A 22,922-nucleotide genomic window follows, 5' to 3' on the forward strand; every position below is an offset into this window, starting at 1 on the left:
CCCCTACAACGGGGGTTACCGTGCAGGCAAATGTGAAAAATTCCGCAGCTTCTCAGGGGCCAAGTCGCCGACCGGTTTGTCCACGCTGCCAGCGACCGCATCGCACCTGCTGCTGCACCTGGGTGCGCCCGGTGGCCAACGCGCTGCCGGTCTGGGTCTTCCAGCACCCTGAGGAGGTGGGCCAGGCCAAGGGCAGCCTGACGCTGCTGGCCCTGAGCCTGCAGGCCTGCCGTGTGGAGGTGGCCGAGAGGATTGATGCACAGGCCCTGGCCCGGGCTCGGGACTGGCTGGGCGCGCGCCCGCGGCTGCTCTACCCCCCGGCTGCCGTGGCGTCGTCTGAGGCCGCTGCTGGCGATTTGGAGTCAAGGCGGGAGCTCGTCCCGCCGGGGGAGGGGCCGCCCACCGGCCTGTTGGTGCTGGACGCCACCTGGCGCAAGAGCCGCAAGATGCTCCACCTGAGCCCGGCGCTCGCGGCTTGGCCGCGCCTTTCGCTGCAGGCACCACCGGATTCGCGTTACGCCGGCCTGCGGCGGGCGCCGCAGCCGCAGGCGCAGCGATCCACCCTCGAGGCGACCTGCCTGGCCTTGGCAGACCTGTCGCAAGATGCCCGGCCCTATGCCGAGTTGCTGGCTGCCTTCGGACAATGGTGTGCGTGCCTGGCGGTCGATTTCAGGCCTGTGCCTCCGCGGCTGGCCGATGCGCCGCCAACGCCTGCGTCCCAGCCGCCGGTTGCCGACGCGGGCCAGGCCTGAACGCCTACACTCCCGCGCCCCGCCGTTTCTGTCTTGCCTGCGCCCATCGCCATGACCTCTGCCGAGCTCCAGCATCTCCCGGCCCTGCAGGCGCGACTGCGCGCCCTGGGCGCCCAGCCGGTGCATGTCCAGCGCGTGCTGCGCCTGTGGACGCACGCGCTGCCGCTGGCGCAGGGCCGCCGCAAGGTGGAGCATTTCCTGCCCGCGCCTCTGCTGACGGCCCTGCCCACGCTGATGTCTGAGCTCCGGGGTCTGGTCCAGCTGCGCTCGCAGCATGCCGGCGAGGATGGCTCCGCCCGGTTGCTGCTGGGACTGGGGGACGGCCAGACGGTGGAGACCGTGCTGCTGCCACGCGATGGGGTGTGCGTGTCCACCCAGGTGGGTTGTGCGGTAGGCTGCCGCTTCTGCATGACGGGGACTGAGGGACTGATCCGCCAGGTGGGCAGCAGCGAGATCGTGGCCCAGGTGGCCATGGCGCGTAGCCTGCGCCCGGTCAAGAAGGTGGTCTTCATGGGCATGGGGGAGCCGGCCCACAACTTGGAGGCGGTGCTCGACGCCATCGAACTGCTGGGTACGGTGGGCCAGATCGGTCACAAGAACCTGGTGTTCTCCACCGTGGGCGACGAGCGGGCCTTTGCACGGTTGCCCCAGGGGAAAGTCAAGCCCGCGCTGGCCCTGTCCTTGCACACCACGCGTGAAGACCTGCGGGCCGAGCTGCTGCCCCGCGCGCCGCGCCTGTCGCCCCAGGCCCTGGTGGAGGCGGCCGATGCCTATGGCCGCGCCACCGGCTATCCCGTGCAGTACCAATGGACGCTGCTAGAAGGGGTGAATGACACCCCTGAGGAGATCGAGGGCATCGTGCGCCTGCTGGGTGGGCGCTACGGGGTGCTCAACATGATCCCCTACAACACGGTGGCATCGCTGCCGTACCGGCGCCCGTCCTGGGAGCGGGCCGCCGAGATCGCCCGCACCTTGCACCGTCGGGGCATCTTGACCAAGCTGCGTCATTCGGCCGGCCAGGATGTGGAGGGCGGCTGCGGCCAGCTGCGCGCCCGCGAGGCGGTGGGGCGCGAGGGCCGCGTCCGGCCGGTGGTGCCGCTGCGGCCGGTGGCCTGACCTCTGTTTGGGCGGGCACCGCGCGGCGCTGGCGGGCCCGGCCGGCCGGGACCCACCGGCCCAGGCGGTTTCAGGCGCCCGACGCGTGCAGCGCGCCCCAACGGGTGGGATGGGTGGTCCGGGTGTCCACCCGCGCTTCCAGGCGCCGCAGCAGGTGGAGCAGCCCCAGCCAGGCCCGGTCAAAGCAGGCCAGTGTGACCGGCAGTTGTGCAATGGCCCGGGACAGCGGGGCCGCCTGGCGGTGGTCCGGCCAGCTGAGCGCGGGCAAGCGGCCAAAGTCGCAGCGGCCTTCGGCATCGACCAGGCGCCAAGGTGCCGTTTGCCAGGCCAGCAGCGGGTAGGCGGCGGGCCAGATCTGCTCCTGCACCTGGACGGCGTCCAGCCCGCCCCCAAACACCCCCAGGGCACCCCAGCCGTGGAGCAGCTGGGTGCCGGCTTGCGGTGGCAGGGGAGGGACGTCGGCCTGTCCGGTCGCGTCGCTGGCGCCCAGGGCCATGGTCGCACCGCTCCAGACCAGGCCCATGCCGGCCAGCAGGTCCGCCGAGATGGCTTGCGTGCAGCCGAAGTCCAGCCAGCCCAGCTCGACATCCGGGGCACCTTCATCGCCCGGGATGGCCATGTGGAACAGCAGGTTGCCCGGATGCAGGTCCGCATGGAAACGGCCCATGCGCAGCACCATGTGCCAGAAGCCGTCCCAAAGCCGCTGGCCGGCGGCATCGCGCGCGGCGGCACCGGGCGACTGGGCCAGCCAGTCGTCCAGGTGCAGGCCGGGCAAGGCCTGCATGGTGAGGATGCCGGGCCGGCACAGCGTGGGCAGAGGGGCCGGCACCCGCTGGCCGGTGCAAGGGCCCATGCCCCGGGCGAAATGCGCCAGCGTCAGCGCTTCGGCCTCGTAATCCAGCTCCTCCTCGAGCTTGCCCCGAGCGCCGGCCAGCAACTGGCGGGCGTTGTCGGCCGAGGCCCCGGATTGCCGCACCAGCCATGGCAGCAGGGCGCCCAGCATCTGCAGGTCGCTGCGTAGCGCGCTGGCCACCCCGGGGTACTGCAGCTTGACGGCCACCGCCTGGCCCTCCCAGGTGGTGGCGTGGTGCACCTGGCCCAAGCTGGCGGCGGCAAAGGCGACCGGCTCGAACCGCCGGAAGACCTGGCCAGGTGCCTGGCCAAAGGCCTGCAGGAACTGCTTGTGGACCAATGCACGGTTCAGGGGTGGACTCTGGTGGCAGGCGGTGGCCAGCTGCTCGCGCCAGCCCGGCGGCAGCCAGCCCGGTGGCAGCGCACCTTCCAGGCTGAGCAGCTGTGCCGCCTTGAGCGCCGGGCCCTTGAGCTGGTGCAGTGCCTGCATGAGCGGACCTGGATCGACCGGCTGGCCCAGCAGGGCCGGCGCACCGGCGCGGGCGGCCGCCCAGCCCAGTCGGGCACCACGGGACAGCGGGTGGCCGGGCAGGGGGGCGGCCGGGGACGCGTCCGCAGCGTGACGGGAGGCAAGTTCTGCGGTCATGTCTGCTCCTGGGGGCGGTCGGCTTGTGGGGGTGGGGAGGGCATGTCGCGGCGGGGGCGGACCCGCTGCACTGCGGCCAGGAGGTCCTCCAGACCCAGCCCGGGGCCTGGCCCCTGGCGCAGCCAGCGCTGCAGGCTGCCCCGCAGCACAAAGCCCAGCAGTTCGCCCGCGCGGCCCAGCAAGTCGCTGCGCAGCACCGAAAGGCCCAGGCCCAGGCTCATGTCGACCAGCCGTGTGGTCTGGGCGAATGCCTCGGAGTCGTCGTCCAGCCAGTAGGCCAGCACGCCCATGAGGTAGTCGCTGCCGGCCAGGCTGATCCAGCCTTTGAGGGGGCACGGCGGAATTTCCCCGCGCTGCTCGGCCTCGTCCAGCCACTGGCGCAGCTGCTGCTGCACGGCGGCCTGTCCGGGCAGGCCGTCGCGCAGGCTGAGCAAGGGCGAGCGGCGCACCAGTTCACGGCTGAGCTGGACGAACTCCCTGTCCGGCAGCAAACGCTCGAGCCAGGCATCGACCAGGCGTTGCAGGCGCTCCTGCAGGTCGAACGACGCCAGGTCCGGCGTGGCCAGGGTTTCGGCCAGCGCGTCCTCCAGCGCCTGTTCATGCCAGGCCATCACCAGCTTTTCCTTGGTGGTGAAGTACTTGTAGATGGTGGCATCCCCCACCCCAGCCACACGGGCGATCTCCTTCATGGAGGTCGTCTCGTAGCCGTGGAGGGTCATCAAGTCGGCGGCGACCTGCAGCAGCTTGCGCCGGGTCTCGGCTTGCTGCGCCTTTGATACCTTCATTGCTATCCAATAAAAAACAAAATATTTGCTTTATTGAATAGTAAGTTCAGTTTGATGGCAAGCCCGCCCAGCTCAGGGCGTGCCCGGTTCCCGTCGTGGACGGTCAGGTGGCGGGGTGGGGGGGATGAGCGGTGCAGTCGGCGCGGACCGTGCTGCACCGGCCATTCCGGTCAGAAGCGGGAAGGCTCGGCCTGCAGGGCCGCCAGGGCGGCGGCCTGTTCGCGTGCTGCCAGCCAGGTGCCCGCTACGCCGCCCAGGGCGATCAGGGCGACGCCCAGCACGGACAGGGCGTCGGGCACCTGCCCGAACAGCCACCAGCCGCCCAGCATGCCAAACCCGATCTGCAGGTAGAGGTAGGGCGTCAGGCGCGAGGCCGGAGCGTGCAGGTAGGCGACGGTCAGGAACCGGTGGCCCACCCAACCCATGAAACCCAGGGCGGCCAGCAGACCCCAGAGCCAGGGCTGCTGGCCGATGGCCGGACCCAAGCCGGTGAAGGGCAGCACCACGCTGGCTGCCCCCAGGCCGACCGCGCCCGTGAAGAACTGCATGGTGCCCGCGTTCTCTCCCAGCCGCGCCAGCCGACTGGTGAGCACCTGGTAGGCGGCATTGGCGGCTACCAAGCCCAGCGGATAGAGCAAGGCCCAGTTCACGTCGTCCCCTGTGGGCCGGATGACCAGCAACGCTCCGCCAAAGCCGGCGGCCACGCAGCCCCAGCGCAACACCGAGACCTGCTCGCCCAGTTGCAGTGCGGCCGCTGCGGTGATGACCAGCGGGGTCAGCATGACCACCGCGGTGAACTCTCCCACCGACATGTGCTGCAGGGCCAGAAAGCCGAACGCGCTGCAGGCCACCAGGCAGGCCCCGCGGGCCAACTGCAAGCCCAGATGGTGTGTGGCCCACAGGCCTCGCCCCCGTTGGGGCCATTGGGTCAGGCCGGTGGCGCCGGTCATCACCAGGTAGCGGGTCCAGATCACCAGGGCCAGGGGCAAGGTGGCGCTGGCGAGTTTGGTCAAGCTGTCCAGGGTGGCGAAGCTGGCGGTGGCCAGGATGACCGCGCCCAGGGCGCGGTGCCAGTGTTGTCGGGGGGTGAGGGCGTGGTCTTCGGACACGGTGGCGCAGGCGCGGGCGGTCCCATGGGAGGGACGGCCGGTCAAAGCGCTCGATTGTGGCGCCGCGGCCCTGCCCCGGGCCGCTGCCGGGCGGCGCGGTGGCTGCGCGCGCCTGCAAGGGGGTTGTGCAGTCCTGCAGCTTGGAGCGCAGGACTGCTTGTGCTTTTCCGCCCATCGGCCTGTGGGCCACCACGCCAAACTCGACAACCGTGCCGCGGTCTGCGTGTCGGACGGCACCGATCAAACGGCACCCGCCAGAAGCCATTGGCCGGTGGGTCCCGCGCACCCGGTGTCTTTCCGGGTGCGACGCCTTTTTCCCTTGCCTTTCACGTCTCGACAGCCCATGGTTTCCCCCGCTCCCTTGTCCACGCTCACGCCGTCCGGTCGGGCCCCTGCTTACGGGCCGGAGGGGTCGGCGGATGTCCTGGCCCGTCGCGCGCGCTGGGAGCTGATGCTGCTGGGCGCTGCCGGGCTGGCCCTGGCGTTGGCGGGCGTGCTCGCCGGGCTGTGGACCTGGCCCGGGCCCTACGGCGCCCACCAGGAGTCCGGCACGGGAGGGGCATGGGGGGCAGGCCTGGCGGCCGTGCTGTATGCGCTGGCCTGGTGGGCCTGCGTGTGGCGCGCCGGGCGCCATGAGGCCACGCGCTGGATGTGGATGGGCATGGCCGTGCTGTTGCTGTGCCTGGCCATGGCCCTGCAGCTCCAGGGGCTGGAACGGCTGACTGGCAACGCCCGCGCGCTGGCCCATGCCGAGGGCTGGTACGCGCAACGCCGGCCCGTGCAGGCCGCGTTGCTGGTGGTGCTGGGGCTCGGGGTCTGGCGGGCGCGTCGCCTTCTGCCGCGGCTGGCCACCGCGACCGGTCCGCAGGACCGCGCTGCCGGCATGGCGGCCCTGCTGCTGGCGGTTTTCGTGCTGGGGCGGGCGATCTCGCTGCACCATGTGGACGCGGTGCTCCAGTGGCCACTGGGCCCCATGCCGCTGGGCGCCTGGCTGGAGAACGGCCTGCTGGCGGTGCTGGTGGCGCTGGGCCTTCGAGGGCCACCGGGCGCAAGGGGGCGTCAGCCCTGACAATGCGCCCTGCGTGCCCGCCGGGTACGCCCCTGATGCGCCCCGCGCGACTTTCTGTTCCATGAGCCAAACGCCGCCCCCCGTCCGCCTGCCCGTTCCGTCCCATCTGCAGCGCCTGCCTCCCGAGGTGGCGCCGGAGCAGTTGGAGCGGGTGCGCCAGGGCGCCTACAACCTGCCTCAGGTGGTCAAGCCCGCCGACTACCTGCCGGAGGACACCGCCGATTTCGAGACCCGCCTGGAGCGTGAAGGCCTGATCCTGTTACAAAAGGCGGTGCCGCATCAGCGGCCCAGCCGCTGGATCAGCCCGCAGTTGGTGGTCAGCGCCCTGCAGCACCTGGAAGAGGTGGGCGTGGGTCGCGAGACCCGCGGGCTCATGGTGGAGCGTTATGCCACGCTGGAGGCCCTGGGCATCAGCCGCAGCGCCGACCCCTTGGCGGGAGGCTGGGAGCGGGTGCATCGTGTGCCGTTGACCCTGGGTTTTGAGGACTGGCGCCAGCCGGGCTTGCTGGGCGTGGTGTTCCGCGCGCCGGTGGCGGCCGAACCGGTGTGGGCCTTCTTCCGCCACGGCGACAAGCGCGCCCTGCTGGCGGCGCTGGGCCCCACGCCCCCGTACCCGCATGCGGCCGAGCTGGTGGCCCACCTGGACGCCCTGGCCGAGCGCAGTGCCTGGTGCGATGCCAAGGCCATGGACTCGCTGTTGCCCCGCCTGCAGGCCGAATGTCAGCGGCCGCAGACGCTGGAGGCCCTCAAGGCCGCCTGCACCCGCGCCCAGGACCGCTGGGAGCACCAGGTCAACGAGCAGCTCACCCTCTCGAGCCTGGGCCGCGAGCTGGCGTTCCAGGGCTACCCGGACAGCTTCGAGCAGGCTCGGCAGGTCGGCCGTCGCGTGACCCTGTTCGTCGGGCCGCCCAACAGCGGCAAGACCCATGCCGCCTTCGAGAAACTGGCCGGCGCGCTGGACGGGGCCTACCTGGCGCCACTGCGCCTGCTCGCCCTGGAGGGGCGCGACCGCCTGGTGGCCCGCGGCGTGCCCTGCAGCCTGCTGACCGGGGAGGAGAACGTGCCCGCGGACAACGCGCGGGTCATCAGCAGCACCATCGAGATGGTCAACACCCGTGATGTGGTGGACGTGGCCGTGATCGACGAAGCGCAGATGATCTTCGACGGCTCGCGCGGCTGGGCCTGGACCCAGGCCATCGTCGGCGTGCCCGCCCGCGAGGTGATCATCATCTGCTCGGCCTATGCCGTGCCTGCCATCGAGAACTTGCTGGGCCTGTGCGGCGAGCAGGTGGTGGTGCGCCAATTCGAGCGCAAGCAACATGTGCAGCTGCTGCCGGGCCCGGTCGGCCTGGGTACCCTCAAGAAGGGCGATGCGGTGGTGGCCTTCAGCCGCCGCGACGTGCTGATGCTGCGCGACCAGATCGCCGCCAATGGTCATCCGGTGTCGGTGGTGTACGGCGCTTTGCCACCGGAGGTGCGTCGGCGCGAGGCCGAGCGTTTCGCCAGCGGCGAGTCCCACCTCCTGGTGGCCACCGACGCCATCGGCATGGGTTTGAACCTGCCCATCCGGCGGGTGCTCTTTTCCACCCTCACCAAGTTCGATGGGGTGGGCGACCGCCCGCTCAACGAGAGCGAGGTGCACCAAATTGCCGGCCGCGCCGGCCGCTACGGCCTGCACGAGGAGGGCTTCACCGGGGTACTGCACGAGGCCGAACCCACCGCCGCCCGCATGCTCAAGGAGCAGATGGCCCGCCAGCCCAAGGCGCCGCGCAACTTCAAGGCGCCGGTGGCGCCCAACTGGTGGCACATCAGCACCATTGCCCAGCGCCTGGGCAAGCAGCAGCTGCACGACATCCTGCATGTCTTCATGGAGCAGCTGCGGCTGGATGATGCGCACTTCGAGGTGGCCGAACTGGAGCAGATGCTGGCGCTGGCCGCGGAGCTGGACCACAACGCCAGCGCCCTGAGTCTGCGCGAGCGCTTCACCTATGCCCAGGCACCGGTGGACACGCGGACCGAGCAGTTGGTGCAGGACTTTTATGGCTGGGCCTGGGAGCACGCCCGCCATGGCAGCGTGAGCCGGCCCGAGTTCCTCGACCACGTCGGGGCCAACAGCCGTTTGGAGCGCATGGAGCAGGTGCTGCGGGCCTGTACCCTGTGGCTGTGGCTGGACCTGCGTTTTCCTGGGGTCTACAGCGCACAGGACGAGGTGCTGGCCATGCGCAGCGTGCTCAACGACGGCATCGAGCGCCAGCTCAAGGCCAAGAAGCCGCTGTGGCAGGCCCGCGGTCGCCCCCGCCAGGGCGGGCGCCGCTGAGCGCCACCGCTGCCCGGCCAAGGCCAGCGCGCTGCGCCCCTGGACGGCCCTGGCCGCTTGGTGCTTTCCGGCCCCGCGGGCCGGACGCCACGGTTGTGAAAGCACTTGTAAGGCGATGCAAACACCTGTGAAGGGCTGGTTAACCTTCCGCCCGCACCAGATTCCGGTGCGTTTTGCGGTGGGCAGTTCCAGTGCGGCAACAGGTGGAAAAAATCAGACAAGCGGTGGGTGGCCCAGGGGCCTTGGCCACGGTGGGGGCGGGCGATCGGCGAGACGATGTCCCGCGGCATGGCAGGCCGGGCGCGCCGGTGTGGCGCCGGCTGCTGCAGGGCCTGGCCCTGACGGCCGGCCTGGCCTTGGCGGCCTGTGGTGGCGGCGGCGGTGGCTCGGAGGGCGCCCAGGAGCCTGCGGCCACGGACCCGGACCGCGTCACCGGCAAGCCGGCCACACGCGCTGAGGCCGCACGCTTTCTGGAACAGGCCACTTTCGGCCCCACAGCGGCCGACATCGATGCGGTGATGGCCCAAGGCTACGGCCCCTGGCTGGAGGCCCAGCTGGCCCTGCCGGCCACCGGAGGCGGCCACGTGGCCTACTGGGATGCACGCCAGGCGGCACTCAAGGCGGCCGGCAGCGGCGCCTACCAGTCCGAAGTGCTCGATGCCTTCTGGACCCGGGCACTGTCGGCCCCGGACCAGGTCCGGGCCCGGGTGGCCTTTGCCCTGAGCCAGATCTTCGTGATCTCCATGGTCGACGGCGGCGTGGGCAACTACCCGCGGGGCGCAGCCGGCTACCTGGACATGCTCAACCAGCAGGCCCTGGGCCGCTACCGGGACCTGCTGGAGTCGGTCTCCCTGCATCCGATGATGGGCCTGTACCTGTCGCACTTGGGCAACCAGCGCGAGAGCCCCAAGACCGGCCGTGTGCCCGACGAGAACTACGCCCGCGAGGTGATGCAGCTGTTCTCCATCGGCCTGCACGAGCTCAACGCCGATGGCACGCCACGCCTGGTCAACGGCCAGCCGGTGGAGACCTACGGGCAGCAGGACATCCAGGGCATGGCCCGGGTGTTCACCGGCTTCTCCTGGGCCTGCCAGGTCTCGGACGACAACTGCTTTTTCTGGGCCTCCAGCCGGGAAGGGGAGACCGAGGTCGACCGCGTCCTGCTGCCGATGCGGCCGTACCCCCAGTTCCATGCCTTCCAGGAGAAGCGTTTCCTGGGGGTGACGGTGGCCGACCAAGGCAGCCGCGCCAATCCCGAGGCCAGCCTGAAGACGGCCCTGGACACGCTGGCCGCGCATCCCAACGTCGCGCCCTTCCTGGCCCGCCAGCTGATCCAGCGCCTGGTGACCAGCAACCCCAGCACCGCCTACGTCGGCAGGGCCGCCGCCGCTTTCCAGCAAGGCGGTGGTGACCTCAAGGCCTTGGTGCGCGCCGTCCTGCTGGACAAGGAGGCCCGCGACAGCCGGCAAGCCGAGAGCCCCACCTTCGGGCGCCTGCGGGAACCGGTGCTGCGCCTGAGCGCTTTCCTGCGCGCGATGGAGGCGGGCTCCGACAGCGGCGCCTGGCTGATCCGCAACACCGATGACGCCGGCACCGCCCTGGGCATGAGCCCGCTGCGTGCGCCGTCGGTCTTCAATTTCTACCGTCCTGGTTATGTGCCGCCCGGCGGCGCGCTGGCCAGCGCCGGGCTGGTCATGCCGGAGATGCAGATCACCCACGAAACCTCGGTGGTGGGCTACGTCAACTACATGCGCTCGGGCATCCAATACGGCTTTGGCCAGAACGGCTTCGACTGGAAGGCCAGCCGCCGCGATGTGCAGCTGGCCCACAACCGCGGCGACAACAGCCTGCTCAACCTGGTGGAGACCCCCGAGGCCCTGGTGGAAGCGGTTGACCAGCGGTTGTTGCAAGGGCGCATGGGCGCGGCCCTGCGGGCTGAGATCGTGCAGGCGGTGGCCTCCATCGCCATCCCGGTGCGCAGCGGCGGCAACGACAGCTGGGTGGACGCCCAGCGGCGTAACCGCCTCTATGCCGCCCTGTTCCTGGCGTCCATCGCCCCCGAGTTCATCGTGCAGAAGTGAGAGGTGCCGCATGACACAGCACCGCGACAAATCCCTCCGCGCTGGCGTGCCGGCCAGCACCTTCGGTGCCGCCCGACGCCGTTTCCTGGCCCGCAGCGGCCGTTTTGCCGCCCTGGGCGCCGCCGCGCCGCTGGCCATGAACCTGGCCGTGCTGGGTGGCGCCTCCGCCCAGTCGGCTGGCGACTACAAGGCCCTCATCTGCCTGTTCCTGTATGGCGGCAACGACACCTTCAACACCGTGCTGCGCACCGACGGCGAGCATTGGGACCACTATGCCGAAGTGCGGGCCGCCGGCGGCAGCCTGGCCCTGCTGGCCCCGGGCACGGCGCGCAGTGGTGCCAGCGGCACCTCGCCCGAGGCCCTGGGCGGCGTGTTACCGCTGTCGGCCCTGGGCAGCCCGGCCGGCCAGCTGGCCCTGCATCCGGTGATGACCGGCGCCCAACGCCTGTTCAACACCGACCGCCGCCTGGCGGTGCTCAGCAACATCGGGCCGCTCAAGGTGCCCACCACCAAGGCCGACCTGGCGGTGAGCACCCATCCCCGGCCGGCCAAGCTCTACAGCCACAACGACCAGCAGGCCACCTGGATGGCGCTGGCACCGGAAGGGGCCACCCTGGGCTGGGGCGGACGGCTGGCCGACCGTCTGGTGGAGCTCAATGACGAGCCGATGTTCACCGCGATCACCGGCTCGGGCAATGCCGTGTGGCTGGCGGGGGACCAGGTGCGCCAGTACCAGATCGGCAGCAGTGGGGCGCTGCGCATGGGGGATCCGGACAGCAGCGACCGCATCTTCAATTCGACTGAGGTGAGCGCGGCCATGCGCCGCATCGCACGCCAGTCCCGCAGTGCCCACGCGCTGGAGCTGGAGCATGTGGCGGTCAGCGGCCGCTCCATCGACGCCGAGGCCGCGCTGCGCAGCGCCCTCAAGCCGCCGGAGAACGCGCTGTTCGGCACCGCCCCGGTCAGCGGCAGCTACCGCGCCAGCGACGATCCCCGCCTGCAGTACACCAACCCCACCAACGGCCAGCCGGCCTACAGCAGCATGGCCCAACGGCTGCAGACGGTGGCGCGGCTGATCGAGGCCCATGCGGCCAGCGGCATCGGCGCGCGGCGCCAGGTGTTCTTTGTGGCGGCCGATGGCGGCTACGACACCCACAGCAACCAGGGCGCCACACAGGCCGACAACCTGGCACGGCTGGACCACGCCCTGCGCTACCTGGACGACACCCTGGGCCGCCTGGGGATGCGCGAGCAGGTCACCACCTTCACCGCCTCCGAGTTCGGCCGCACCTTCACCACCAACGGGGACGGCACCGACCACGGCTGGGGCGCCCACCACCTGGTGATGGGCGGTGCGGTGCGGGGCGGGCGGATCTTTGGTGAGCTGCCCACCCTGGGCACGCGCAACGCGTCGAACAACCTGTTCGACAACAGTCCGGACCAGCTGGCCAACGGCGCCCTGCTGCCCACCACCAGCGTGGACCAGCTGGGGGCGACATTGGGCCGCTGGTGGGGCGTGGGCAATGCCGATTTGCTGGAGATCTTCTCCTCGCTGTCGGCCTTCTCCAGCCGCAATCTGGGCTTCATGGCCTGACGCCGCCGCGGCGACGGCGCTGGCGACGCGGTCGGCCCTCGGGCCGTCCAAACCTCAGCGCATGTGGCCGGTCTTGAGGTATCGGCCGTGCCAGCTCAGGGCCTCATCCAGCAAGTGCGGGGTGTGCTGGCCCGATGCGCCGGCGCGGGCCCGCTCCAGGTAGTCCTGCAGCTCCGGACGGAAGCTGGGATGGGCGCAGTGCTGGATGATCAGCTCTGCGCGCTTGCGCGGTGACTTGCCGCGCAGGTCGGCCAGGCCGTTCTCCGTCACCAGCACCTGCACATCGTGCTCGGTGTGGTCCACGTGGCTGACCATCGGCACCAGGGTGGAGATGGCGCCGCCCTTGGCAGTGGACGGGGCCATGAAGATCGACAGGTAGGCGTTTCGGGCGAAGTCCCCCGAGCCACCGATGCCGTTCATGATCGACGAGCCCATCACATGGGTCGAGTTGACGTTGCCGTAGATGTCGGCCTCGATCATGCCGTTCATGGCGATGATGCCCAGGCGGCGGATCAGCTCCGGGTGGTTGCTGATTTCCTGCGGGCGCAGCACCACACGCCGGCGCCAGTGGTCCAGGTCGGCGTTGAATTCGGCCAGCGCGGCCGGGCTGAGCGCCAGCGCGGCCGAGGAGGCGCTGGCCAGCGTGCCGCTCTTGAGCATCTCCAGCATGCCGTCCTGCAGCACCTCGGTGTAGGCGGTCAGGCCCTTGAAGGGCCCGTTGTTCAGGCCCTCCAGCACCGCATTGGCGATGTTGCCCACGCCCGATTGCAGCGGCAGCAGCTCCGCCGGTAAGCGGCCGTGCTTCACCTCGTGCTGCAGGAAATCGAGGATGTGGCCGGCGATGGCACGCGAGGTGGCATCGGGCGGGCTGAACTCGGCGCTTTTGTCGGCGTGGTGGGTTTCGACCACGGCCACCACCTTGTCCAGGTCTACCTTCAGGTAGGGCTCGCCGATGCGGTCATTGGGATGCACCAGCGGGATGGGTTTGCGGTGTGGCGGGCGCTCGGTGCCGTAATACACGTCATGCATGCCCTCCAGCCCGGCGGGCTGCCAGCTGTTGACCTCCAGGATCACTTTGCCGGCCTGCTCCAGCCAGGTCTTGTTGTTGCCGATGGAGGTGGAGGGGATGAGCCGGCCGTCCTCCAGGATGCCCGCCACCTCCACCACGGCCACATCCAGCGGACCGAAGAAGCCGAACCACACGTACTGGGCCACATGCGACAGATGCACGTCGATGTAGTCCATCTGACCGGCGTTGATGCGCGCGCGGCATTGGGGATCGCTCTGGTAGGGCAGGCGAAGGTCCATGGCGTTGACCTTGGCCAAAGCACCGTCGAGTTCGGCTGAGGTGCTGGCGCCGGTCCACACACCGATGCGGAAGTGCTCGCCCCGGTGGTGCGCGTCGTCGATGCGGCGGGCCAGTGCCTGTGGCACGACCTTGGGCGAGCCCGAGCCGGTGAAGCCACTCATGCCGACGTTGTCGCCGTCGTGGATCAGGGCGGCGGCCAGGTCCGCCGACATGAGGCGGCCGCGCAGGCCGGGATGGAGGATGCGTGAGCTCATCGGATAGGTGGCAGCGTAGGGATAGGCGCCAGCGGTGACCCGGTGGTCGGGGACCGGCGCGTGGGCCGGGCGGAGGGAAGGGCGCGGTGAAAGCGTCGAGGCGCCGCGTGGACGACACGCCATTCGCGGCCCATCATAGTGAATCAAGGGTAAACCCTCGATGGAGACCGGGGGTGGCGGCAATGTCTCTTGATGCGCGTCAATGTGGGTGGCTTGGCCGCCGCCGTTTCAAGCCCTTGCCCCGTGCCACAGCTGCTTGCAAATGATCGGGAATTCCCTCACAGGATCTGCCCGGCCTCGTCACGCCAGGGACACGGCTTGTCAGCACAATGCAAGCCCATCCCCGACGCTGCCCTGTGTGCCGATGCCAGGGCCCGTTCACCCACTCGCCGGAGAGCCCCATGCTGACCACTCATGCTGCAGGTGCCCCCGTCATCCACGCTGCCATGTTGGAGGCGCGGCTGCCTGAGCAGCTGCCGAACAGGGCCGCCGAGGAGCTGCTTTTCTCGGGTTCGGAGGCCCTGCGGCTGGCCACCCGCGAACGGCTAGTGGCCCTGGAGCATTCAGGCTTCTGGCAGTCGCTGCTGCATCCCGAACTGGACCGGCCCGCCTATGCCCAGCTGCTGCAGCAGCTTTCGGGAGTGTGGCCGCCCATCATGCGTGCCTTGCGCGAGCGTGCGGCGGCATTGGGCCGCGACGAATGGCTGCCGCCCACCGGGACCGCCCGCCTGCTGGCCGACTTGAGCTGCCTGCGGCGACTGGGCCATCTCTGCCCCGAGGCCGCACCCACGGCCCGCCGTCTGGAGCTGCCGCGCGGCGACCAGTCGCACCTGTTGGGCATGGCCGCCATGGTGGCCGAGCTGCTGGCCCAGGGCCAGCGGGTGGCGCCTCATGTGGATGCGCGCCTGGGGTTGTCCGGGGAAGGTCGCAGCTTCTTCCTGCCCAAGGACGGCCCGGTGGAGGGCTTGCGCAGCGCCTTGTGGCGCCATCGACTCGATCAGCAGCTGCGTACCCGCGCTGCCTGCGAGAGCGCCATCCGGGGGGCTGTCGGTCTGCTTGACCTGCTGCTGCAGCATCTGCGCAGCGCCTGGGTGCAGGCCTGAGCCTCTTGCGCCGTCCGTGCGCCGTCCGGCGCCCTGGCATGACAGGCCGCCACCGCAAGGGGTGTCACGGCCGCCCGGCCATCAAAGATCGAGCACCAGGCGCGCTGACTTGGCGCGAGAGCAGCATGGCAAGAACTGGTCGTTGGCGGCCTGCTCCTCGGGTGTGAGGTACTGGTCGCGGTGGTCAGGGATGCCCTCGACCACCCGCGTCAGGCAGGTGCCGCAGATGCCTTGTTCGCAGGAGGTGGGCAGCAGCACGCCCGCGGCGTCCAAGGCCCGGGCCACCGTCTGGTCGGCCTCCACCCAGATGACCTTGCCGCTGCGTGCCAGTTCCACCTCGAAGGCCTGGTCACCGGCTTGTGGTGCCCCCTCGCCGGCAAACACCTCGCTGTGCAGACGGTCCTCGGGCCAGCCGGCCCGCCGTGCCGCGCCCAGCACCGCCTCCATGTAGCCCTTGGGCCCGCACACATAGAGGTGGGTGTCAGCCGGCGCACCGGCCAGCACCGCCGGCAGATCCAGTGCGGTCCCGGCCTCGTCGTCAAAGTGGTGTCGCACCTTGGTGCCCCAGGGCGACATGGCCATGCGGGCCAGGAAAGGGGTCTGCGTCCGGCTGCGGGTGCTGAAGTGCAGCGTGAAATCGTCACCTTGGCGGTGCAGGGCCTCTGCCATGGCCAGCAGCGGCGTCACGCCAATGCCCCCGGCCATCAGCAGGTGGTGGCCGGCGCCGGCCGCCAGCGGGAAGTGGTTGCGCGGCACGCTGATGGCCAGGGTGTCCTGTTCTTTCAGCAGCGTATGCACCGCAAGCGATCCGCCGCGCGAGTCCGGCGCCTGGAGCACGCCCAGCTGGTAGTGGTCCACCTGACCAGGCGCATTGCACAGCGAGTACTGGCGTACCAGCCCGTTGGGCAGGTGCACATCGATGTGGGCGCCGGCGGTGAAGTCGGGCAAGTGGGCGCCGGCCTGGGCGGGCACCAGGTCCAGGGTGCAGATGCTGTCGGTCTCGATGGCCTTGCGGGCAATGCGCACGGTCAGGGTGGCGGTCATGCTGGTCTCCGTTTCAGGCCCCGCATGGGGGCTGTTTAGGATCCGATCATAGTGCCTGCATTGACGAAATTCCTCAATGGCATCCAAAATTGGATCCAATTTGAGCCTTGGCGGTCCCTTTGGACCGGCTGTTGGCAGATTCAGGATCCCAACGTGAAGGAGACAGGATGTTCCCCCGCAATGCCTGGTACGTGGCGGCCATGCCCGACGAGATCGCTGCCGACAAACCCCTGGGGCGCCGCATTTGCGGCGAGCCCATGGCCCTGTACCGTGACGAGCACGGCCTGGTGGCCGCCGTCGAGGATTTCTGTCCGCACCGCGGCGCACCGCTGTCGCTGGGTTTTGTGCAGTCCGGCAAGCTGGTCTGCGGCTACCACGGCCTGGCCATGGGCCGCGACGGGCGCACCTGCAGCATGCCTTGCCAGCGGGTCAGGGGCTTTCCGGCCATCAAGGCCTATCCGGTGGCCGAGCGCTACGGCTTCGTCTGGGTCTGGCCTGGCGATCCTGCCCAGGCCCGGGAGCAGGACATTCCCGTGCCGATCTGGTGGGACAAGCCTGACTGGGCCTATGGCGGCGGGCTCTACCACATGAAGTGCGATTTCCGCCTCCTGGTGGACAACCTCATGGACCTTACCCATGAGACCTATGTGCACAGCACCAGCATCGGCCAGAAGGAGATCGATGAAGCCCCGGTGGCCACCCGCATGGAAGAGGGTGTGGTGGTGACCGAGCGCTACATGGAAAAGATCTACGCCCCCCCGTTCTGGCGCATGGCCATGCAGGCCAACGACCTGGATCCGGACGCCCAGGTGGACCGCTGGCAGATCTGCCGTTTCGTGCCGCCCAGCAATGTGCTGATCGATGTGGGCGTGGCCCTGCAGGGCCACGGCGGCTTCCACGCCCCTGACGACAAGAAGGTCCATTCGGTGGTGGTGGACTACATCACCCCCGAGACAGAGACCAGCTGCTGGTACTTCTGGGGCATGGCGCGTCATTTCAAGGCCGATGATGCCGCCTTGACCGACACCATCCGCACCGGGCAAGGCAAGATCTTCGCCGAGGACCTGGAGATGCTCGAGCGCCAGCAGGCCAACCTGCTCCACTGGCCGCAACGGCAGCTGCTCAAGCTCAACATCGACACCGGTGGGGTGATGGCGCGCAAGATCGTGGACCAGCTCCTGGCCGCCGAGCGCCCTGGGGTTGGTGCACCGGCTTGAGGTGGCGCTGTCCCGGGTCGGGGTGGCGCGGCGGCCCGGCCGGCGACAATCCGCCCGCGCGTCGTTATAGATGGCGCGTGGCGCTCCCGGTGGGAGCTGCCCCCATGGCCTCTGCCGGAATTGCCCATGTCCGTCGTTTCCCCCGAGGTGCTGGCCGCCATCCTCCGTTTCCGCGAGGAGCGCGATTGGCGCCAGTTCCACAACGCTCGCCACCAGGCGGCCGCCCTGGCCATCGAGGCCGGTGAGCTGCAGGAGCAGTTCCTCTGGCTGCGCGACGACGAGCTGGCGGCCCGCTGGACCGAGCGCCGCGAAGACATCGAGGACGAGGTGGCCGATGTGGCCACCATGCTGGCCCTGTTCTGCCACGACCATGGCATCGACCTGGATGCAGCCGTGCAGCGCAAGCTCGTCAAGGCCGCCGCCAAGTACCCGGTGGAACAGGCCCGCGGACGGCACCTGAAGTACGACCGCCTGGTCGGTCGGCAGGAGGACTGAGCCGTGGAACCGCTGCGTTTTCTGGAGTTCGACTGCTCCGAAGACACCGAGGGCCGGCAGACCTGGGACGCCGTGGCCAGTGTCACGCCTCGCCACTGGCCTGCCCTGCAGGGCGAGGTGGCCGGCTTGCTGGCCTGGCTGCACCGATGCTACGGCGACCGTCAGGGGCCGGCCGAGGACGGGGGACTGTGGGACTTCGACCTGCATGGTCTGGTCGAGCGCAGTGCCCCCCAGGAGATCCGTTTTGACGGGGCCCGTGGTGAACTGCGCCTGGCCGCGGCCGGCAGCGAGACGGTACGCCACACCCTCACGCTGAGCCTGAGCCTGGATCCGGCGGTGGCCGACCGCCTGGCCGAGGCCCTGGGCTTGGAGATCGAGGGCGACTGATGCCGGCACCGTCCGCCGGGTGTCATCTGGCCGCCTCACTCGCCGACCCCGTGGACTGGCGCTGCGGACGCCAGCGCTATGCCGTCTGGCTGCTGCCGGTGGAGTCGCCTGAGGTGCTCGTCCGGTGGCGGCAACTGCAGGCGGCACTGCAGCCCTGGTGCTGGCCGGCCCTGCGCCAGCCGCACATCACCCTGCAGGTCTGTGGTTTCACCGATGGGGACGGCAGCCGGGCGGACGATGTCAGTCCGGTGCAGCTGGCCCATCAGTGGCTGGCGCTCCAGCGTCTCCGGCCCCGGTCCTTTGACCTGTGGGTCGGTGGCCCGGACAGCTTTGATGCCGCGGCCTATCTGACGGTGGAGGATCCGGGTGCGGCACTGCAAGCGTTGCGCCCGTGCCTGGCGCTGCCACACGGCGAGTTCCGAACTGTTCCCTACCGGCCCCATCTCACGCTGGGCCTGTACCGCCAACCCTGGCCCAGGTCCAGCCTGGCCGCCTGGTGGCGGCGCTGGGCGCAAGCGGCGTGCGTGCCGCTGCGCCTGCCGGTCACCCGTGTGCTGCTGGCGGAGTACGACGCCCGCGCGCTGGGTGGCCGCTGGTGGGTGCGGCAATCCTTGCGGCTGCGCGAGGCCATCCCGGTTCAGCGTTCCTGACCTTGCGCCAACTCCCTGGTGGCGGCCACGCCCGCGGGCGTAGCATGGGCTCATCGTTTGACCCCGGAAGGACCCGACCATGTTGCACTACCTCATTCCCACCGATGGCTCCGACGTTTCGCTCGACGCGGTGCGCCATGTGCTGCGGCTGCGCCGCCACGGCTTGCAGTGCCAGGTGGTGCTGGCTCATGTGCGTGAGCCGGTGCACCTCTACGAGGTGGTGCTGGCGCCGGATGTGGAGGTGCTGGAGCAGGCGGGCCAAGGCGCGGCTGCGCATGCCTTGCAGCCGGCCCTGGCCCTGCTGCAGGCAGCGGGCCTGGAGGCCGCCACCGAGGTGGTGACCGGAGATCCCGCGCACGAGCTGGCCCCCTTGGCCGAGCGTTGTGGCTGCGATGCCATCGTCATCAGCACCGCGGGCCAGGGCTGGCTGAGCAATGACCGTGTCGGGCGGGTGGCCGAGGCGGTGCTTCACCATGCCACAGTGCCCGTCACCCTGGTGCGGCGCGTGGACCTTGAGGAGGCCTCAGCAGAGGAGGCCTCCGATGGGGACACGGCCGAGGCGTGACAAGCTGACTCAGCCCCCGGATGCGCGGGTGCGCGTCCCGCGGGTATGGCGCGTTGGGCCGAGGCGCGGGGTCACCGTGCGGTGCGCAGTAGCGCCTGCACCTCCTCGATCTGTCCGGCGCGTGCGGCCTCGGGCTGTCGGGCCTGCTGGGCCTGCAGGTATTTCAAGGCCCGCTGCAGGGGGGCTGCGGCCTCCTGCCGACGTCCCAAGTGGTGCAGCACCTTGCCCTTCCAATAGGAGCGGCGGTCGAAATCACCCTGCCAGCGGGGATTGCCGGGGTCTTCCTGCATGAACCGCTGGGTCATGGCCAGGCACTCCTCGACGGCGGCCAGGGCGGCCGTCGGGTCCTGGGCCGCCCAGTGGGTGCGGGTCAAGGTCAGCAGCGTTTGCGCCAGATCGCTGCGGAAGTGGATCTGGTCCGGGTGCTTGGCGATGAGCTCGCGCGAGAACGCGATGGAGCGTTCGAGGTAGCCAATCGCCTCGCGAGGTCGGGACGAGCGGGACAGCCAGCCGGCCTGGCTGCTGAGGATCACGGCGGAGGTGCGCCGTGCGTCGGCCTCGAAGGTCGGCCGGCTGGGGTGGCTGTGGGCCTGCAGCGCCGGCACGAAGGCGGCCAGTGCCGGTTGTTGCCGCCAGGCTTCATTGAGCGTGTAGGCCCGCTCGTAGGCGGCCCAGGCCTCAGGCAGCCTGCCCACCCCCAGACCGTTGCCATCCAGCGCCAGGGCGTGGGCAAAGTGCAGGCCGGCCAGGGTGCCTTGCAGCTGCAGCGCGTCGGCGCTGGGCGGGGCCTGGGCCAGCAGGCGTTCGCCTTCGGCGGTGGCCCGGGCCAGGAGGCTGACGGCCGCCTCGGCCTGCCCGGCGTTGAGCAGCGCGTCCGCCCGCAGGCTGTCGGCACGCAGTTTGAACAGGGCGTTGCCGGGCTCGGCCGCTCGGGCGGGTGGCAGCAGCGCCGCCTGCGCCAGCGCCGCCTGGGCGAAGGCTTCGGCCTTGTCGTTGCGGTTCAGGGCGTTGGGATAGCCCTCGGCATGGCCCTCGCCCAGGTGCACCAGCATCATCAGCAGGTCCTGGCGCGCGCGGTCGGCCTGGTCCCCCTCGCCCAGGCGGGGCAACAGGGCTTGCAGAGAGTCCACCGTCTTGGCATACAGGTCCATCTTGAGGGCCATGCCACCGGGCAGAAATTCCATGCTCTCCCCGGTGCCCAGAATCACCTCACGCGTGAGCCGCTGGAAGGCGGCCAGCCGTTCCTCAGCCAGGCGCGCCTGCCATTGGCTGGCGACCAGTCCACCGGTCAGGGACAGAGCCGCCAGAGCCAGGCTGGCGCTGGCCAGGGGCTGACGGCGGGCGGCCTTCCAAGCTCGCGTCCAGGGGCTGACAGGCAGTGCCCGCACGGGGAAGCCAGCCAGGTGGCGACGCAGGTCGTCGGCCAGCGCCTCCACGCTCGCATAGCGGTCTTCGGGCCGCTTGGCCAGGGCCTTGAGCACAACCGTGTCCAGGTCGCCGCGCAGGGCCTTGCGCCGGGCGGGCCAGTTCGGCTCGGGGGTGTCCGGCACCTGGCTGGGCGGGGGGGGATCGTCCTGAAGCAAGGCGCGGGCGGCTTGCGCGGCCGAGGTGGCATGTCGCCCCGTGGGACGCACGCCGGTCAGCAGCTCATAGAGCAGCACCCCGAGGCTGTATTGGTCGGTGGCGGTGGTCAGGGGTTCGCCCAGTACCTGCTCGGGGCTGGCATAAAACGGGGTCAGCGGCCTCAGGCCCTCTTGCGTGAGGCCCGGGGCGGCCGGAGCCGGATCCAGGGCCTTGGCTATGCCGAAGTCCAGCAGCTTGATGTCACCCTGGTCGGTCACCATCACGTTGCGTGGCTTGAGGTCGCGGTGGACGAGCAGCCGCCCGTGGGCATGGGAGACGGCGTCGCACAGTTGCAGGAACAGGCGCAGTCGCGCCGTCAAGCCCAGCCCGGCCACGGCCTGGTCCAGGGGTCGGCCGCTGACCCGCTCCATCACAAAGTACGGCTGCCCCTGCGGACCGAGGCCGGCATCGAACAGGCGTGCAATGTGCGGATGGTCCAATCGCGCCAGCGCCTGGCGTTCCTGTGCGAAGCGGGTCAGCACCCCGGCGGAATCCAGGCCATGGCGTAGCAGCTTGACGGCGGCAAGGCCCTGGAACTGGCCGTCTGCCCGCTCCACTTCCAGCACCACCCCCATGCCGCCCCGACCCAACAAGCCGATCACCCGCCAGGGGCCGAGCAGGGTGCCGAGGGGGGCCTCGTCCATGGCATGTGGGTCTGCGGCAGAGCCCGTGGCGGCCTGCCCTGCCGCGGCTGCCGCCAGCAGCTGGGCTGCGTCGGCCTGCAGAAAGCCGTCGCCGGCCGTCACCTCCTCGTAGTGGGCCAGCAGCGACACCAACTCGGCGCGGGTGGCGTCGTCGCAAGTTGCCTGAGCCACAAAGCTTGCCCGCGCCTCGGGTGGCAGGGCCAGGGCCTGGTCAAACAGGGCCCGCCAGCGCGCAGGTTCGGCGGGAGCGGGGGTGGCGGAAGCGGCTGGTGGCACGGTGGTCATGGGTCCATGATGCGGGCGGTAGCCTTCGGCGCCAAGTGCAAGGCGTTGCCCGCTGTTTGCAGGGCTCTGGGGGCGGACACCCGGTTCGGCAGGGCGTCAGCCCAAGCGGCCGGGCAGGTGCTGTTGCAGGTGTTCCACCGCCACCCTTACCTTGGCGGCATGGGCCAGCCGCTGCGGCACCACCGCCCAGACGTTGGCCGGCTGGGTCCAATCCGGCAAGATGCGTTGCAGAAGGCCCTGGTCGAGCAGGGGGCCAACGTCCCAGAGGCTGCGCAGCAGTAGGCCGTGACCGGCCACCGCCCACTGGACCACGATCTCGCCTTGGTTGGAGGACAGCGGTCCAGTCACTTTGACCCGGCGCTCCAGCTCGCCCTGCTGCAGGCGCCACAGGCCAAAGGGGTGGTCCCGTTCCTTGATGACCAGGCAGTCGTGCTGGGCAAGGTCCTCAGGGGTGCGGGGCAGGCCGCGTCGGGCCAGGTAGGCTGGCGCGGCGCAGAGCACACGGTGGTTGGCGGCCAGCGGGTGGGCGATGAGGTGGCCGGCGATCTCGTCGCCCACCCGCACGTCCAGGTCAAAGCCCTCACCGGCCACGTCCACCAGGCGGTCAAACAACTCCAGCCGCACCTGCAGGTCGGGATGCGCCAGTTGCAACTCCCCCAGCAGCGGCGCAACCACTCGCCGGCCAAAGCCGAAGCTGGAGCACACCCGCAGGTGGCCGCGCACCTGGCTGCGGGTTGCGCGCACGTCCTGGACCAGATGGTCCAGGTCGTCCAGGATGCGTTGTGCCCAGGCGTAGACACGCTCGCCGTCTTCCGTGATGCCCACCCGCCGGGTGGTGCGGTGCAGCAGTCGCGTGCCCAGCCCCGCCTCCAGCAGGCGCAGCCGTTTGCTGACGTAGGCGGTGGAGCTGCCCAGCGCCTGGGCCGCAGCGGCAAAGCTGGCCAGCCGGGCCACAGTGGCAAACACCCGCAGGTCTTCCGGGGGGGGCGAATAGGGGACCTCTTGGCGGAGGTCAGCCAATGGCG

The 22,922-nt window shown here is 70.2% G+C and carries 19 protein-coding genes; 12 read left to right on the plus strand and 7 right to left on the minus strand.

Going from position 1 to position 22,922, the window contains the following annotated elements:
• Window positions 1–32 precede the first annotated feature (32 nt).
• Both G3A44_RS08685 and G3A44_RS08690 read left to right on the plus strand, forming a co-directional pair.
• A complete protein-coding gene (locus G3A44_RS08685) occupies window positions 33–752 on the plus strand; it encodes a tRNA-uridine aminocarboxypropyltransferase (RefSeq protein WP_163457119.1) in 720 nt (239 codons plus the stop codon).
• Window positions 753–803: 51 nt separating this feature from the next.
• On the plus strand, window positions 804–1,868 hold the full coding sequence (locus G3A44_RS08690; protein ID WP_163457120.1) for an RNA methyltransferase: 1,065 nt from the start codon (window positions 804–806) through the stop codon (window positions 1,866–1,868).
• 70 nt (window positions 1,869–1,938) lie between these two features.
• On the opposite strand, the gene G3A44_RS08695 is transcribed toward G3A44_RS08690, so the two are convergent.
• The 3 genes from G3A44_RS08695 to G3A44_RS08705 form a co-directional block, all read right to left on the minus strand.
• Window positions 1,939–3,366 carry an AarF/UbiB family protein gene (locus G3A44_RS08695; RefSeq protein WP_163457121.1) on the minus strand — a complete coding sequence of 476 codons (1,428 nt, stop codon included), beginning with the start codon at window positions 3,364–3,366 and terminating at the stop codon, window positions 1,939–1,941.
• A complete protein-coding gene (locus G3A44_RS08700) occupies window positions 3,363–4,151 on the minus strand; it encodes a TetR/AcrR family transcriptional regulator (protein WP_163457122.1) in 789 nt (262 codons plus the stop codon). The genes G3A44_RS08695 and G3A44_RS08700 overlap by 4 nt, the downstream gene beginning before the upstream one ends.
• Before the next feature lie 170 nt (window positions 4,152–4,321).
• Window positions 4,322–5,260, minus strand: a complete 939-nt coding sequence (locus G3A44_RS08705) for a DMT family transporter (protein WP_310734346.1) — start codon at window positions 5,258–5,260, stop codon at window positions 4,322–4,324.
• A gap of 343 nt (window positions 5,261–5,603) precedes the next feature.
• Between G3A44_RS08705 and G3A44_RS08710 the strand changes: the two genes are divergently transcribed.
• The 4 genes from G3A44_RS08710 (at window position 5,604) to G3A44_RS08725 (ending at window position 12,321) form a co-directional block, all read left to right on the plus strand.
• On the plus strand, window positions 5,604–6,329 hold the full coding sequence (locus G3A44_RS08710) for a hypothetical protein (RefSeq protein ID WP_163457123.1): 726 nt from the start codon (window positions 5,604–5,606) through the stop codon (window positions 6,327–6,329).
• Between the two features lie 61 nt (window positions 6,330–6,390).
• Window positions 6,391–8,646 (plus strand): helicase-related protein, encoded by a 2,256-nt coding sequence (locus G3A44_RS08715; protein ID WP_163457124.1) that lies wholly within the window; start codon window positions 6,391–6,393, stop codon window positions 8,644–8,646.
• A 308-nt stretch (window positions 8,647–8,954) separates the two neighbouring features.
• The gene (locus tag G3A44_RS08720; protein WP_310734347.1) at window positions 8,955–10,727 is read left to right on the plus strand and encodes a DUF1800 domain-containing protein; all 1,773 of its coding nucleotides are present in this window, start codon (window positions 8,955–8,957) and stop codon (window positions 10,725–10,727) included.
• Window positions 10,728–10,737: 10 nt separating this feature from the next.
• Window positions 10,738–12,321 (plus strand): DUF1501 domain-containing protein, encoded by a 1,584-nt coding sequence (locus G3A44_RS08725; RefSeq protein ID WP_163457125.1) that lies wholly within the window; start codon window positions 10,738–10,740, stop codon window positions 12,319–12,321.
• Between the two features lie 54 nt (window positions 12,322–12,375).
• Here G3A44_RS08725 and scpC read toward each other — a convergent pair whose 3' ends face one another.
• On the minus strand, window positions 12,376–13,884 hold the full coding sequence (scpC, locus tag G3A44_RS08730) for a succinyl-CoA:acetate CoA-transferase ScpC (RefSeq protein ID WP_163457126.1): 1,509 nt from the start codon (window positions 13,882–13,884) through the stop codon (window positions 12,376–12,378).
• 401 nt (window positions 13,885–14,285) lie between these two features.
• On the opposite strand from scpC, the gene G3A44_RS08735 reads away from it, so the two are divergent.
• Window positions 14,286–14,987 carry a heme oxygenase-like domain-containing protein gene (locus G3A44_RS08735; RefSeq protein ID WP_163457127.1) on the plus strand — a complete coding sequence of 234 codons (702 nt, stop codon included), beginning with the start codon at window positions 14,286–14,288 and terminating at the stop codon, window positions 14,985–14,987.
• An 81-nt stretch (window positions 14,988–15,068) separates the two neighbouring features.
• Here G3A44_RS08735 and G3A44_RS08740 read toward each other — a convergent pair whose 3' ends face one another.
• The gene (locus G3A44_RS08740; RefSeq protein WP_163457128.1) at window positions 15,069–16,031 is read right to left on the minus strand and encodes a PDR/VanB family oxidoreductase; all 963 of its coding nucleotides are present in this window, start codon (window positions 16,029–16,031) and stop codon (window positions 15,069–15,071) included.
• Between the two features lie 167 nt (window positions 16,032–16,198).
• Between G3A44_RS08740 and G3A44_RS08745 the strand changes: the two genes are divergently transcribed.
• The 5 genes from G3A44_RS08745 (at window position 16,199) to G3A44_RS08765 (ending at window position 19,345) form a co-directional block, all read left to right on the plus strand.
• Entirely contained in the window at window positions 16,199–17,248 is a 1,050-nt protein-coding gene (locus G3A44_RS08745; protein WP_163457129.1) for an aromatic ring-hydroxylating dioxygenase subunit alpha, read from the plus strand.
• A 126-nt stretch (window positions 17,249–17,374) separates the two neighbouring features.
• On the plus strand, window positions 17,375–17,743 hold the full coding sequence (locus G3A44_RS08750) for a nucleotide pyrophosphohydrolase (protein ID WP_163457130.1): 369 nt from the start codon (window positions 17,375–17,377) through the stop codon (window positions 17,741–17,743).
• A 3-nt stretch (window positions 17,744–17,746) separates the two neighbouring features.
• The gene (locus G3A44_RS08755) at window positions 17,747–18,130 is read left to right on the plus strand and encodes a hypothetical protein (protein ID WP_203561343.1); all 384 of its coding nucleotides are present in this window, start codon (window positions 17,747–17,749) and stop codon (window positions 18,128–18,130) included.
• Window positions 18,130–18,780, plus strand: a complete 651-nt coding sequence (locus G3A44_RS08760) for a 2'-5' RNA ligase family protein (protein ID WP_163457131.1) — start codon at window positions 18,130–18,132, stop codon at window positions 18,778–18,780. The genes G3A44_RS08755 and G3A44_RS08760 overlap by 1 nt, the downstream gene beginning before the upstream one ends.
• A gap of 79 nt (window positions 18,781–18,859) precedes the next feature.
• A complete protein-coding gene (locus G3A44_RS08765; RefSeq protein ID WP_163457132.1) occupies window positions 18,860–19,345 on the plus strand; it encodes a universal stress protein in 486 nt (161 codons plus the stop codon).
• A gap of 71 nt (window positions 19,346–19,416) precedes the next feature.
• Here G3A44_RS08765 and G3A44_RS08770 read toward each other — a convergent pair whose 3' ends face one another.
• Together G3A44_RS08770 and G3A44_RS08775 are read right to left on the minus strand one after the other, a co-directional pair.
• On the minus strand, window positions 19,417–21,897 hold the full coding sequence (locus G3A44_RS08770) for a serine/threonine-protein kinase (RefSeq protein WP_163457133.1): 2,481 nt from the start codon (window positions 21,895–21,897) through the stop codon (window positions 19,417–19,419).
• A 96-nt stretch (window positions 21,898–21,993) separates the two neighbouring features.
• On the minus strand, window positions 21,994–22,917 hold the full coding sequence (locus G3A44_RS08775; RefSeq protein ID WP_203561344.1) for a LysR family transcriptional regulator: 924 nt from the start codon (window positions 22,915–22,917) through the stop codon (window positions 21,994–21,996).
• Window positions 22,918–22,922: the final 5 nt, after the last annotated feature.

The sequence above is a fragment of the Ideonella livida genome (genome assembly GCF_010499455.1).
Lineage (GTDB): Bacteria > Pseudomonadota > Gammaproteobacteria > Burkholderiales > Burkholderiaceae_C > Ideonella > Ideonella livida.